This is a genomic window from Tropicibacter alexandrii, assembly GCF_003667315.2.
In the GTDB taxonomy this organism is placed as follows: Bacteria; Pseudomonadota; Alphaproteobacteria; order Rhodobacterales; family Rhodobacteraceae; genus Tropicibacter; species Tropicibacter alexandrii.
In genome coordinates this window covers 75,556-89,559 of record NZ_RCTZ02000007.1, presented here as the reverse complement: position 1 = coordinate 89,559, position 14,004 = coordinate 75,556, and the positions used below count along the sequence as shown (strand labels likewise).

At 66.0% G+C, this 14,004-nt stretch carries 11 protein-coding genes; 5 read left to right on the top strand and 6 right to left on the bottom strand.

Annotated features, from left to right (window positions below; genetic code table 11):
• Positions 1-42: 42 nt before the first annotated feature.
• Positions 43-813 carry a class I SAM-dependent methyltransferase gene (locus D8Z78_RS10930; protein ID WP_121630169.1) on the bottom strand — a complete coding sequence of 257 codons (771 nt, stop codon included), beginning with the start codon at positions 811-813 and terminating at the stop codon, positions 43-45.
• 62 nt (positions 814-875) lie between these two features.
• Here D8Z78_RS10930 and gloB point away from each other — a divergent pair, with 62 nt between their 5' ends.
• The 3 genes from gloB (at position 876) to D8Z78_RS10915 (ending at position 5,071) form a co-directional block, all read left to right on the top strand.
• Entirely contained in the window at positions 876-1,637 is a 762-nt protein-coding gene (gloB, locus tag D8Z78_RS10925; RefSeq protein WP_121630168.1) for a hydroxyacylglutathione hydrolase, read from the top strand.
• A gap of 147 nt (positions 1,638-1,784) precedes the next feature.
• Positions 1,785-4,118 carry an ATP-dependent Clp protease ATP-binding subunit ClpA gene (gene clpA / locus D8Z78_RS10920; protein WP_121630167.1) on the top strand — a complete coding sequence of 778 codons (2,334 nt, stop codon included), beginning with the start codon at positions 1,785-1,787 and terminating at the stop codon, positions 4,116-4,118.
• 62 nt (positions 4,119-4,180) lie between these two features.
• Positions 4,181-5,071: a M23 family metallopeptidase gene (locus tag D8Z78_RS10915; RefSeq protein WP_240672089.1), complete on the top strand. Its 891-nt coding sequence runs from the start codon at positions 4,181-4,183 to the stop codon at positions 5,069-5,071.
• Positions 5,072-5,121: 50 nt separating this feature from the next.
• Here the strand turns inward: D8Z78_RS10915 and D8Z78_RS10910 are convergent, their stop codons facing one another.
• The 3 genes from D8Z78_RS10910 to D8Z78_RS10900 form a co-directional block, all read right to left on the bottom strand.
• Positions 5,122-7,875: a peptidoglycan -binding protein gene (locus tag D8Z78_RS10910; protein WP_121630165.1), complete on the bottom strand. Its 2,754-nt coding sequence runs from the start codon at positions 7,873-7,875 to the stop codon at positions 5,122-5,124.
• A 3-nt stretch (positions 7,876-7,878) separates the two neighbouring features.
• Positions 7,879-9,036, bottom strand: coding sequence for a biopolymer transporter ExbB (locus D8Z78_RS10905; protein ID WP_121630164.1), 1,158 nt, complete (start codon positions 9,034-9,036; stop codon positions 7,879-7,881).
• A 112-nt stretch (positions 9,037-9,148) separates the two neighbouring features.
• Positions 9,149-9,679 carry a gamma-glutamylcyclotransferase gene (locus D8Z78_RS10900; RefSeq protein WP_121630163.1) on the bottom strand — a complete coding sequence of 177 codons (531 nt, stop codon included), beginning with the start codon at positions 9,677-9,679 and terminating at the stop codon, positions 9,149-9,151.
• A 66-nt stretch (positions 9,680-9,745) separates the two neighbouring features.
• On the opposite strand from D8Z78_RS10900, the gene D8Z78_RS10895 reads away from it, so the two are divergent.
• Together D8Z78_RS10895 and D8Z78_RS10890 are read left to right on the top strand one after the other, a co-directional pair.
• Complete coding sequence (locus D8Z78_RS10895) at positions 9,746-10,687, top strand: DUF2125 domain-containing protein (protein WP_121630162.1); 942 nt, start codon at positions 9,746-9,748, stop codon at positions 10,685-10,687.
• 113 nt (positions 10,688-10,800) lie between these two features.
• Positions 10,801-12,078, top strand: coding sequence for an acetylornithine deacetylase/succinyl-diaminopimelate desuccinylase family protein (locus D8Z78_RS10890; RefSeq protein WP_121630161.1), 1,278 nt, complete (start codon positions 10,801-10,803; stop codon positions 12,076-12,078).
• Positions 12,079-12,214: 136 nt separating this feature from the next.
• On the opposite strand, the gene panC is transcribed toward D8Z78_RS10890, so the two are convergent.
• Complete coding sequence (panC, locus tag D8Z78_RS10885; RefSeq protein WP_121630160.1) at positions 12,215-13,057, bottom strand: pantoate--beta-alanine ligase; 843 nt, start codon at positions 13,055-13,057, stop codon at positions 12,215-12,217.
• Positions 13,054-13,878 carry a 3-methyl-2-oxobutanoate hydroxymethyltransferase gene (gene panB / locus D8Z78_RS10880; protein ID WP_121630327.1) on the bottom strand — a complete coding sequence of 275 codons (825 nt, stop codon included), beginning with the start codon at positions 13,876-13,878 and terminating at the stop codon, positions 13,054-13,056. Before panB ends, panC begins: the two co-directional genes overlap by 4 nt.
• Positions 13,879-14,004 lie beyond the last annotated feature (126 nt).

The following is a 14,004-nucleotide window of genomic DNA, read 5'->3' as shown; positions in this document are numbered from 1 at the left end:
GTGGCCCGAACGCAAACCCACCTGTGCGGCGCAGCCGCACCGTCAGGTCATGCCCTGCCGGGTCTGCCCCGCGACCTTGCCCGGTTTCGGCGCCAGCACATCGAGCGGGTTCAGCACCCGCGCCGTCTCTCCGACCCCGCGCCGCGACGGCGGATGCCGCTTCGTCGCCACCACCATCATCACGCCCCCGGCCATCACCGCCGGGATCGCCCGCCCCATCCGTTCCCAGAACGGGCCGGTCTTCATCCAGAACCGCCGCGACGAGGGCGGCTGATACAGCACCGAGACATGCGCCTCCGGCACGAAGTCGTGCCGCTTCAACTGCGCCTCCAGCTGCCCCATCGAATAGGGCCGCCCATAGCCGAACGGTGTCCATTCCGCCCGCGCCCACAACCCCGTCCGGTTGGGCACGATGAACAGCGCCTGCCCGCCCGGCCCCAGCACCCGGTAGGCCTCGTCCAGTACCTCGGAGGGCCGTTCCGACACTTCCAGCCCGTGCATCATGATCAGCCGGTCCACATGCCCGGTCTCCAACGGCCAGAGCGTCTCGTCACACAGCACGCTCACATTCGGCATTCCCGGCGGCCAGGGCATCACCCCCTGCGGGCCGGGCATGAGCCCGATCACCCGCCGCGCATCCGCGAGGTACGGCCGCAGCAGAGGCTGGGCAAAGCCGAACCCCGCCATGCTTTGCCGCGCCACGTCCGCGACCGGCCAGAACCGCGTGACCTGCGTCCGCACGATCTTCTGGGCCGCCCGCCCCAATGCGCTGCGATAATAGAAATCGCGCAGGTCCTTGACGTCCAGATGCATTGCGGCCCCGTCTGTGATGCGTCACTCTGACCCGAACATGTCAAAGCGCGCAAGGAAAGACCATGGCCCTGGAAATCGTCACCATCCCCTGCCTCTCGGACAACTACGCCTACCTAGTGAACGGCCCCGACGGTGTCGCCCTGATCGACGCCCCCGAGGCCGCGCCCATCATCGACGCGTTGGAAGCCCGCGGCTGGGGGCTGGATGTCATCATGATCACGCATCACCATCACGATCACGTGGGCGGTGTGGCCGAGTTGAAGGCGAAATATGGCTGCATGGTCATGGGTCCGGAGGCGGAAAAGGACAAGTTGCCACCGCTCGACGCCGCCCTGCCTGACGGCATGTCCGGCGGCACCGGCGACGGCTTCATGCAGATCATCAGCGTCCCCGGCCACACGCTGGGCCATGTCGCCTACCACTACCCGAACGCCAAGGCGGTCTTTACCGCCGACAGCCTGATGAGCCTGGGATGTGGCCGCCTGTTCGAGGGCAGCCCCGAAATGATGTGGGACAGCCTGTCGAAACTGGCCGCCCTGCCGCCCGACACCATGGTCTATTCGGGCCATGAATACACCGCGTCGAATGCCCGTTTCGCCTTGACTATTGAACCGGAGAATTCCACGCTTAAATCTCGTGCACAGGACATCGCAACCGCCAACGATCGGGGGGAGCCAACGGCACAGGTGCCGCTCTCGCTCGAACTGGCCACAAACCCCTTCCTTCGTGCTTCCGACCCCGGCGTGAAACAGGCGCTCGGGATGTCTGGTGCACCGGACGTCGAGGTCTTCACCGAGATCCGCGCCCGAAAGGATCGGTTCTGAGCAAGTTTGCGTCAAATTACAGGTCTGCCGTGGAATGTGATGATGTCCGCCACAGAAAAAACTTGAAGAGCGGACCTAATCGACCAAACTTTAACTCTAAGAGGCCATGCTGGGGGCAACCCGGCGCAAACAAGAGGAGCACCCCAAGTGCCTTCATTCTCGAACACCCTAGAGCAGGCAATCCACGCAGCGCTGGCGCTCGCCAATTCGCGCAGCCATGAATTCGCAACGCTGGAACATCTGCTTCTGGCGCTGATCGACGAGCCGGACGCCGTCCGCGTGATGAAGGCGTGCTCGGTCGACACCGAGGACCTTCGCACCACGCTGGTCGAGTTCATCGACGAGGACCTGTCCAACCTCGTGACCGATATCGAAGGGTCCGAAGCCGTCCCTACGGCGGCCTTCCAGCGCGTGATCCAGCGCGCCGCGATCCATGTGCAATCGTCGGGCCGCACCGAAGTCACCGGCGCCAACGTTCTCGTCGCGATCTTCGCCGAACGTGAATCGAATGCCGCCTATTTCCTGCAAGAGCAGGACATGACGCGCTATGACGCGGTGAATTTCATCGCCCATGGCGTGGCCAAGAACCCCGCCTATGGCGAGGCCCGCCCCGTGCAGGGCGCCACCGAGGCCGAGGAAGAGACCAGTCAGGCGGAAACCACGCAAGCGGCCGGATCCGACAAGGAATCCGCGCTTGGCAAGTATTGCGTCGACCTGAACGCCAAGGCGCAGGAGGGCGATATCGACCCGCTGATCGGCCGCGACCACGAGGTCGAGCGCTGCATTCAGGTGCTGTGCCGCCGCCGCAAGAACAACCCGCTGCTGGTGGGCGATCCGGGCGTCGGCAAGACCGCGATTGCCGAGGGTCTCGCGCGCAAGATCGTCTCGGGCGAGGTGCCCGAGGTGCTGTCCAAGGCGACGATCTATTCGCTCGACATGGGCGCGCTGCTGGCCGGCACCCGCTATCGCGGCGACTTCGAGGAACGCCTGAAGGCGGTGGTCAACGAGCTTGAGGACCACCCCGACGCGGTGCTCTTCATCGACGAAATCCACACCGTGATCGGTGCCGGTGCCACCTCGGGTGGCGCGATGGATGCGTCGAACCTGCTGAAGCCCGCGCTTCAGGGGGGTAAGCTGCGCACCATGGGCTCGACCACCTACAAGGAGTTCCGCCAGCACTTCGAAAAGGACCGCGCCCTGTCCCGTCGCTTCCAGAAGATCGACGTGAACGAGCCGTCCGTCGAGGACACCGTGAAGATCCTCAAGGGTCTCAAGCCCTATTTCGAGGAGCATCACAGCGTCAAATACACTGGCGATGCGATCAAATCGGCGGTGGAACTGTCGGCGCGCTACATCAACGACCGCAAACTGCCGGACAAGGCCATCGACGTCATCGACGAGGCGGGCGCGGCGCAGCATCTGGTGGCTGCCTCCAAGCGGCGCAAATCCATCGGCCAAAAGGAAATCGAGGCCGTCGTGGCCAAGATTGCCCGCATCCCGCCGAAGAGCGTCAGCAAGGACGATGCAGAGGTGCTGAAGGATCTGGAGGCAACGCTCAAGCGTGTGGTCTTTGGTCAGGACGCGGCGATCACGGCGCTGTCGAGCGCGATCAAGCTGGCCCGTGCCGGCCTGCGCGAGCCGGAAAAGCCCATCGGCAACTACCTGTTCGCGGGTCCGACCGGCGTCGGCAAGACCGAGGTGGCCAAGCAATTGGCCAGCACGCTGGGCGTGGAACTGCTGCGCTTCGACATGTCCGAATACATGGAGAAGCACGCGGTGAGCCGCCTGATCGGCGCACCTCCGGGCTATGTGGGCTTCGACCAAGGTGGCCAGTTGACCGATGGCGTGGACCAGCATCCGCACTGTGTGCTGCTGCTCGACGAGATCGAAAAGGCGCATCCGGATGTGTTCAACATCCTGCTGCAGGTCATGGATCACGGCACGCTGACCGACCATAACGGGCGCTCGGTGGACTTCCGCAACGTGATCCTGATCATGACCTCCAACGCGGGCGCTGCGGAACAGGCAAAGGCCGCGATCGGCTTTGGCCGCGACCGCCGCGAGGGCGAGGATACCGCCGCGATCGAACGCACGTTCACTCCGGAATTCCGCAACCGTCTGGACGCGGTGATTTCCTTCGCGCCGCTGCCCAAGGACACGATCCTTGCCGTGGTCGAGAAGTTCGTGCTGCAACTCGAGGCGCAGCTGATGGATCGCAACGTGACCATCGAGCTGACCAAGCCCGCCGCCGAATGGCTGGCCGACAAGGGCTATGACGACAAGATGGGCGCGCGCCCCTTGGGCCGCGTGATCCAGGAATACATCAAGAAGCCGCTGGCCGAGGAGTTGCTCTTTGGCAAGCTGGCGAAGGGTGGCGTCGTCAAGGTCTCGGTCAAGGATGGCGAACTGGTGCTGAAACTCGACGGGCCCGAAACCGCGCGCCTGTCCTCGAAGAAGCCGCCGCTGCTGACCGCCGAGTGATGCGCCTTTCGGCCTTACTGATATTGTCCTCCGCCCTGCCTGCCGGGGCGGAGGATTTTCGTTTGTCCCTGCCGCTGGATTGCGAGATCGGGCAGACCTGCTTCATCGAGGATTACGTCGATCAGGACCCGGCGCAGGGTGCGCAACGCGACTTTGCCTGCGGGATCAACAGCCGCGACGGCCACCGCGGCACCGATTTCGCGCTGCTCTCCTTCGACGCGATGGCGCGTGGCGTAGACGTTCTGGCCGCGGCGCCCGGCACCGTTCTGCGGACCCGCGACGGCATGCCGGATGACCGGTTGATGCGCGGTGTGACCTCGGAAAACGCCTGCGGCAACGCCGCCCTGATCGACCATGGTGATGGCTGGCAGGTGATGTATTGCCACATGAAACGGGACTCGGTGGTGGTCGAGCCCGGCGATCCGGTTGCGCGTGGCGACGTACTTGGCCAAGTCGGCCTGTCGGGCCAGACCAACCACCCGCATGTGCATATCACCGTCTACAAGGACGGCGCGCTGGTCGATCCGTTTCGGCCAGAGGCGCAGGACAGCTGTGGCGAACCGGGCGAAACCCTGTTCACCGACCCGCCCCCGTATACGAAAACCGGCCTGATCACCGCCGGTTTCGCCGACCATGTCCCCAGCTTCGACGATGTGCGCAGCGGGGCTGCGCGGCTGGACGAGGCCCGCAAGGATGCGCCGCTCGTGGTCTACGCCTATGCCGGACATGCCGAGCATGGCGACCTATTGACCCTTTCGGCGCAGGGGCCGCAAGGCGCGGTCTTCGAACACAAGATCGTCCTGAAGGCGCCGCAAGTGGCGACCATGCGGGCCTTCGGCAAGAAGGCCCCGCCCGAGGGCTGGCCGACCGGCACCTATCTGGGTGAGGCGCTGTTGACGCGGCAGGGCAAGGTCATTGCCCATCGCTTTGCCCATGTCACCGTATCACGATGACGGGGCGTCGGGGCTGCCCTGAAGCCTAACGACACAGGCCGCGCCCAAGATCACCGCTCGGTCAGTTTCAACTCGATCCGGCGATTCTGCGCGCGCGCTTCGGCCGAATTGCCCTCGGCCAGCGGTTGCCATTCGCCAAAGCCATTGGCCGAAAGACGGGTCGGCGGAATGCCGTAGCGGTCGATCATTTCCCGAACAACCGACAAAGCCCGCGCCTGACTCAGCTCCCAGTTGTCGGCAAACTGGGCCCCGGGACGGACCGGCACGTTATCCGTATGACCGTCGACACGGATGATCCAGTCGACACCCTCCGGGATCTGTTGCGAGATGTCCCGCAGGATGTTCGCAACCTTCGAGATTTCACGCTGCCCCAACGGCGACAATTCGGCCTCGCCCGCATCGAACAGCACCTCAGACGAGAAGACGAAGCGGTCGCCCTCGATGCGAATCCCCTCGCGGGCACCAACCACGTCACGCAACCGGCCAAAGAAATCGGACCTGTATTTTTCGAGGTCCAGCTTCTCCGCCTCCAGCCGCTTCTTCTCTTCTTCGAGACGCGCCGCGCGCTCTTCTTCCAGCTGGCGGCGGCGGCGTTCCTCTTGCGCAACCCGCGCAATCGCCTGATTCAACTCGGCGCCAAGGTTCTGCAACTGCACCTGCGCCGCCGCATCCCGCGCCTTTGCGTCGTCCAGAAGCGCCTGTAGGACCCCCAGTTGGTTGCGCAATTGCGCCACCTGCTGGTTCAGCAACTCGGCCTGTTTTTCCGCCGTGCTGGTGCGCTCTTGCGATTGCGCCAGCCGGTCCCGGGCCTCGGCCAGCAGGGCCTGCCGTTCCTCGGCCTCGGACAGACGGCTGTCCAGTTGCTGCTCTGCCGCCTTTTGCGCCGCCAGCGCGGCCGTCAGGCGTTCACGCGTTTCCTCGACCGTGGCCTCGACCGACATGCGCGCCGCGAGCGCCGCCGCCAGCCGTTCCTCAAGCGATTGCGTGCTTTCGACCTGCGCCGCCGCGCGTGCCTCGGCTTCGGCCAAGGCCTGCCGCAGGTCGGCGATGATGCGTTCGCTGCTGTCCAAGCGGGACCGGGCGATTTCCAGTTCGGACGACATGCGCACCGCGCGGCTGCGCAGCGCCTCCAACTCGGAGCGCGCCTCGGTATCCTCGGCCAGCCGCGCCAGTTCGGACGACAGCGCAGCGTTCTCGGTGACCAGCGCCTGAATGCGCGCGATGCGTTCTTCGGACCGGGCCTCGGCAGCGTCGATCTGCGATTGCAACTGCGCCGCCTGCCCTTCAAGCTCCTCGACGCGACCCTGCTGCGTGTCGCCTCGATTGCGGGCCGCATCCAGCCGCGCGGACAGGCCAGAGGCCTCGGCCCGCGCCTCGTCAAGGGCGGCTTGCGCGGTGCGGACCTCTTCGCGCGCGGTGGCGAGATCGGAATCGAGCCGGTCGCGTTCGGATCGCAGCGCGCTCAGCGCCGCGGCCCCGTCCTGTGCCGCGCCCCGCGCAGCCGACAGGTCCGAGACCAGCGCCGCGTTGCGTTCCTGCAAGACTTCGAGTTCGGTGCGCAGCGCCTCCGCCTCGGTGAGGCGGGCCAGTGCGTTGGCGAGTTTAGCCGACAAATCAGAGAGTTGCGTCGCTTGGGCATCGGCCCCGGCACGTGCCTCTGCCAAGGCCCGGACGCTTTCGTCGCGGGCGGTCTGCGCCGCGTCGCGCTCGGCTTCGGCGGCTTGGCGGGCCTGCCGTTCGGCGGCCAGATCGTCGCGCAGCGCCGAGAGCCGCTCATCGGTCTGCGCGCCCTCGGTCCGGGCATCGGCCAAGGTGGCCTCAAGCCGCGCCACATCCGCCTGAAGCCCATCGATGCGCGCCTGAAGGTCCTGCGCCTCGGCCTCTCCGGCAGCCATCGCCGACGCCGCGCGTTCATTGGCCTCGGCTTGGGCCAGAAGCGCCGCGGCCAGCTGCGCGTTCAGGTCATCCTCGGCGGTGCGCGCGGCGGCGAGCAGGGTCAGCGTTTCCTCGGCCTTTTTGCGCTCGGCCTCCAACGCCATAGTCATGGCGGTCAGTTCCGCGTCGGCATCCTCCAGCCGCGCGCGCAAGGCCTGCGCTGCGGCAGCCTCGGTCAGGCGCTGCTGTTCCTCTTCGCTCAACGCCTGTTGCAGGTCGGCGACCTGCCCCTGCAACGCACCCAACTGCGCCTCGCGATCCTCGGCGGAGGAGCGCAGGTCGGCCACCATCGCCTCCAGCGCCTCGCGGCGGGCGGCGGCGAGGCGGGCTTCCTCGGCGGCGGCGTCCATCTCGGTGCGGGCCTGCGCGAGGGCGGTGTTCAGCGCGTCGCGTTCGCTGGTCAACTCGTCCCGGATGCCTTCCAGCGTGGCGACATCGCCCAGCGCCGCGTCCCGTTCCGCCAGAAGCCCGGCCACCTGCTCCTCGAACGAAGCGATGCGCCCGGCGGCCTGTTCCAATTCGGCAGCCTGCCGATCCCGCTGCGTGGTCAGCGAGTCGATCAAGGATTGCTGTTCGGCCAATTGCGAGTCGCGGTCGTTCAGCGTGCTTTCCAGCGCCCCCAACTGGCCCGACAATTCGGTGTTGCGGCGTTCCTGCACGCCCAGCGCCTGCGCCAGCGCGGCGATCTCGCCCGACAGTTGGTCGAGTTCGGTTTCCTGCCCGGTGATCGTTTCGTTCAGCACGAACTGGATCACCATGAAGATCGACAGGACAAAGGTCAGCACCAGCAAAAGGCCGGTCATCGCATCGACGAAACCCGGCCAGATATTGGCCTGAAAGCGCGCGCCTGTGCGTCTGGACAGGGACATGGCCTAGCCCTGCCCGCGCTTGGCGCCCAAAGCGCGCCCCAGCGCGTGAAGATCGGTGCGCAACTCGGCCATGCTTTCCTGCCGCCCGGCGCTGAGTTCTTCGAGTATCCGCAGCATCTGCACGTCGATGGAGCGCAGGCGCATCCGGCTTTCGGCATCGAGGCCCTCCTGCGATTCCTTTTCGCGAATGGCCTGTGCCAGCTGTTCCTGACCTTCGGCGATGCGCGCCAGCGAGGTGGCCGAGGGCGAGGTCGCCTCGATCCGTTCGGTCAGCCGTTCGATGCTGTCGGCCAGTTGGCCGAGGCGGTTGTCGACCTCGGATCGGCCCTGCTCGCCCTCGGCGAACATAAATTGCAGGCGCTCCATCTGCTCGGCCATGCGGTCCAGCACCACGCCCGCCGCGCCCAGATCGGGCCCCTCGCCATCGGACGAAAAGCCGATCTTGGTGATCGAGGACAGCCATTCCTCAAGCTCGCGATAGAACCGGTTCTGCCCGTGGCCTGCGAAAAGTTCCAGCAGCCCCACGACCAACGAGCAGGCCAGCCCCAGCAGCGAGGAGGCAAAGGCCACGCCCATGCCACCCAGTTGCGCTTCCAGCCCGGTCATCAGGCGGCCAAAGACCTGAACGCCGCTTTCGCCATCCTGCGGGGCAAGGCTGCGGATCGTGTCGACCAGCGCGGGCACGGTTGTGGCCAGCCCGTAGAACGTGCCCAGCAGGCCAAGGAAAATCAGCAGCGAAACGATATAGCGCGTGATCTCGCGCGCCTCGTCGATGCGGGTCGCGACCGAGTCCAGAATCGACCGGGTCGAGGTGGTGTTGATCTGCATCCGCCGGTCATGGCGTTTCAGCAGCGCCGCCAAGGGCGCCAGCAATTGCGGTGCGGTGGCCCGCACCCCCTGATCGCCGCGCGCGGTGAACCGCTCGATCCAGCGGACCGAGGTGATCAGCTGCGCCACCTGCCAGAAACAGGCCAGCACGCCGATGACGAACACGACCCCGATGAAGCCGTTCAGATAGGGGTTACTTTCAAAGACCGGCAACACGCTGGGGGCCGCAAGGATCGCCCCCATGACCGACAAGGCGATGACCGCCAGCATCAGTATCACCTGACGGACGGGTTGGCTGAAATGCGGCTCTGCCTCGAAGTCGGCCTGTCTCATGGACACCTGACGTTTATGCATTCTTGCCCCATAGGTAAGGGTTTACGCCGGAAAACACCAAGGATTTATCCACAATCCCGCCAGAACGCACGGAAATGTTGCCCTCGCGCGCTCAATCGGCGGTCAGGGCGCGCACCTGTCGGCACAGCCAGTCCAAATCCGGGTCGGGAATGCCGATTTCGGCCAGATGTTCGGCGGTATTGTAAAGGTATTCCGTGTTCGGCCCCCGCCCGCCGTGCGCGCGCGCGATCAGGCGGGCCTGCTCTTCGAGCGGCAGGTGGCAATACTGCACGTGATGGGGGTCGATGATATAGGCCACGGCCTCGACCTTGCGGTTGTCGTCCAGATGCAATTCGACCATCGCCTCGTAATAGGCGCTGGAGATCAGCTCGCGCTCGCGCAGATAGGCCAGCGTCGCCTCCTCGGTCCCCGGCTCGGCGCGCAGCGCGACGCCCTCGCAACACGCGCCCTCCTGCGCGTCCAGCGCCAGCACGAGGCCCGGCTGCTCTTCGGTGCCACGATGGTGGATGGAATACATGCAGAAGGACCGCGCATAGCCTTCCAGCCGCGCATGCGCGCGCTCGACCACCGGAAAACCGGGGTTCCACAGCAGCGAGGCATATCCGAATACCCAAAGCGTCATCGTTCTGGTCCTTGTTCCCTGCCGCCTGTAAACACCAGTCTCGAGCCGGGTTAAAGGGGGCCGCATATGAAACGCCTGATCGCCATCATCCTCGCCGCCGCCCTCGGGTGGAGCGGCCTTTGGGCCTACGAGGCCTACAGCCTGCGCGGCGCCGTCGCCGACTGGCTCGATGCCCGCCGCGCCGAGGGCTGGGAGGCCAGCGCCCGGATCAAGGTGCGCGGCTTCCCCTCGCGGCTGGACCTGACGCTGAGCGACCTCTCCCTGACCGATCCCGAAGGGCGCAGCCTGTCAGCGCCGATCCTGCAAAGCCTCGGCCTGACCTACAAGCCCGGCCACCATATCCTTGCGCTGCCACGTGGCGCGGTGCTGACGGATGGCGCAGGCAGGCTCGAAATCAGCGGCGACGGCATCCGCGCCAGCCTGACCGAGACAGCCGACGGCCAGTGGTTGCGCCTGATCGCCGAGGCAGAGACACTGACCCTGTCGGGCCGTGAGGATATCTCGTTCGCCCGCCCGATCTTCGACCTGCGCCTGACCGAGGGCCTGACCTACCGCACCACCCTGACGGCGCAGGCTCTGGCCGCGACGGCCTCGCCCCTGCGTCCCGATCAGGCCCGCGCGGTCGAAATCCTTTCGGACATCACCTTCGACACCGACTGGCGGCTCGACAATCTGACCGACCAACGCCCGCAACCCACCCGGATCGACCTCGATCATGCCAGCTATACCGTGGACGAAATCGACATCTCGCTTGCGGGCCTGCTCGACATCAGCGCCAGCGGCACCCCCTCCGGCGCCCTCACCCTGCGCGCCGAGAACTGGCAGGCGGCGCTCGACCGGGCCGGTCTCCCCGACAGCCTGACCGACATGCTGTCCAGCACGCTCGGCATGGCCGCCAGCCTCTCGGGCCGCGCTGACACGCTCGACCTTCCCCTGACCTTCCGAAATGGCAAAACCCTGCTCGGCCCGCTCCCGCTGGGCCCCGCGCCGACCATCAAACTGCCATAAGGGCTTCTTCTGGCCCAAAATACCGCGGGGGAGTCGACCGCAGGGAGACGGGGGCAGAGCCCCCTCCCCGATCGCCGCTTGCACAAGCGGCGAAACGGATCGAAACTCCGGCCATGACCGACGCGCTCTTCTCCCGCATTGCCGACAAACGTGATGACCTGATCGCTCTGACCCAAGGGCTGATCCGCATCCCGACGCTCAACCCGCCGGGCCAGCATTATCGCGACATCTGCGAGTGGCTCGAACAGCGCCTCGGCCCGCGCGGCTTCGACTGCCAGCTGATCCGCGCGACCGGTGCACCCGGCGACAGCGACCGTTACCCGCGCTGGAACCTCGTCGCCCGCCGCGACGGCCAGCGCCCCGGCGAGTGCGTGCATTTCAACTCGCACCACGATATCGTCGAGATCGGCCACGGCTGGACCCGCGATCCCTTTGCCGCCGATCTCGACGGCGACCGCATCTATGGCCGTGGCGCCTGCGACATGAAAGGCGGGCTGGCCGCCAGCATCATCGCCGCCGAAGCCTTCCTCGAAGAGCACCCCGACTACGCTGGCGCGATCGAGATCTCGGCCACCGCGGACGAGGAATCCGGCGGCTATGGCGGCGTCGCCTACCTCGCCGAGCGCGGCTTCTTTGCGCCGGACCGCGTGCAGCATGTCATCATCCCCGAACCCTTGGGCAAGGACCGGATCTGCGTCGGTCACAGGGGCGGCTGGTGGGCGGAAATCGAAACGAAGGGCGAGATCGCCCATGGCTCCATGCCCTTTCTCGGGGATTGTGCCATTCGCCACATGGGCGCGGTGATCGACACGTTCGAACAGCGCCTGTTCCCGGCGCTCGCCGCGCGGGTCACCGACATGCCCGTGACCCCCGAAGGCGCGCGGCACGCCACGCTGAACATCAACTCGGTCCATGGCGGCGAAAGCGAAGAGACCGGCTATACCGGCCTGCCCGCGCCTTGCGTTCCCGACAGCTGCCGCATGGTGATCGACCGGCGCATCCTGATCGAGGAGCGTTATGACGATGTGCGCGCCGAGGTGATCGGCCTTCTGGACGAGTTGAAGCAGAGCCGCCCGAATTTCGATTATGAGATCCGCGACCTGAACCGGATCGACCCCAGCCAGACCCCGATGGATTCGCCGGTCGTGACCAATGTCCACGCCGCCATCGCCGAGGTCATGGGCACGGATGCCGCCTATATCGCGTCACCGGGCAGCTACGACCAGAAACATATCGACCGCATCGGCAAGCTGAAGAACTGCATCGCCTATGGTCCCGGTGTGCTGGAACTGGCGCATAAACCGGATGAATGGATCGGCGTCACCGACATGATCGACTCCGCTTGCGTGATGGGACGGGTTCTGGAACGCGTGTTGCTGCCGTCAGGGTGACCTCCGGCCCTTTCGCAGGTTGCAAGGACAGGAGCCTCCGGCGGGGGTATTTGGAAAGAGAAGAAACACGCGCGCCTCAAGGGACGGTGGGCGGGGCGCCTTCGAGCGCAGCGAGAACAGCGTCCGCCCCCGTCCCTCAGACCGCGATATTGTCGATCAGACGCACGCCCGCCAGCCACGCCGCCGCCAGAAGCCGCGCCGGAACGCCGTCCTCCAGACGCTCAAGCGCACGCAAGCCATCCGTCGCGCGCAGGTCGAGGTAGTCCACCTCGGTGAACCCGTTCGCCAACAGGCGGCGTTCGGCCTCGGCGCGCAGATCGGATGCGTCTCCTCCGGCCCGCAGCCCCTCGGCCATCGCCTCCATCGCAGTAAACAGGGCGGGTGCCTTCACCCGGGCCCTGTCCGAAAGCAGCAGGTTGCGCGAGGACATGGCCAACCCGTCCTCTTCGCGGATCGTCGGGCATCCCACCACCTCGACCCCCAGATCCAGATCAGCCGCCAGACGGCGCACCACCTGCAACTGCTGATAGTCCTTCTCGCCGAAGAACGCCCGATCAGCGCCGGTCTGGGTGAAGAGCTTGGTCACCACCGTCGCGACGCCGTCGAAATGGCCGGGCCTGTGCGCCCCGCACAACATGTCGGTCAGCCCCGAGACAGACACAGAGGTTGCAAACCCGTCGGGATAAATCTCTTCTGGCCCCGGCACGTACAGCACGTCCACGCGAAAGCGCGCCAGCTTGCGGGCGTCGTCTTCCTCTGTGCGGGGGTAATTCGCCAGATCGGACGGGTTGTTGAACTGCTTGGGATTGACAAAGATCGTCACGATCACGCGGTCACAGCCCTGCGCGGCTTCGACCAAGGACAGGTGCCCCTCGTGCAGGGCGCCCATGGTCGGCACGACGCCCACCACCTCGCCCGCGCGCTTCCACGCCAGAACCTTGTCCCGCAGGACAGCCTTCGACCGGACGATCTCGGTCATTTCGGGGCCTCATCGCTGAACACATGCTCCGGGCCGGGGAAGTCGCGCGCCCTGACCGCGCGGGCATACTCCGCAATCGCCACAGCCCCCTGTTCACCCAGATTGGCAAAGCGTTTGATGAATTTCGCCTTGAACGCCGTGAACAGGCCCAGCATGTCGTCGACCACCAATATCTGCCCATCGCAGCCCGCCGACGCGCCGATGCCGATGGTCGGGATCGGCACCTCGGACGTGATCCGGTTCGACAGGCCTTCGGGCACCTTTTCCAGCACCACGGCAAATGCCCCGGCCTCGGCCACCGCCTGCGCGTCGCGCATCAGCGCGTCCCCCGCAGCCCCGCGCCCCTGCACCTTGTAGCCGCCCAGCGTGTTGATCGATTGCGGCGTCAGGCCGATATGCGCCATCACCGGGATGCCGCGCTGCACCAGAAAGGCAATCGTCTCGGCCATGCCGACCCCGCCTTCCAGCTTGATCGCGCCCGCGCCGGTCTCCCGCATGATCCGGGCGGCATTGGCAAAGGCCTCCTGTGGGGCGGCCTCATACGACCCGAACGGCATGTCGACGACCATCATCGCTCGCGACAGCCCGCGCGCCACCGCCTGCCCGTGCAGGATCATCATCTCCATCGTCACGCTCAGCGTCGAGGGCAGCCCGTGCAGCACCATCCCGACCGAGTCGCCCACCAGCACGAAATCGCAATGATCGTCCATCATCTGCGCCATCGGCGTCGTGTAGGCGGTCAGGCTGACCAGCGGCACACCGCCCTTGCGGGCGCGGATATCGTCGGGCAGCGGCGCCCTCTTGCTGGCGGTTGCACTCATCGCGTGGCCTCCTCGCGCAATAAAGTTGCGCAGCGATAGCAGATGCTGCACCGCAGCACCAGCCCCGACCTTTTCCCCATGATCCGGCTTGTGCATCCGGGCTTGATCCTTGGCCCGCTTGTGCAA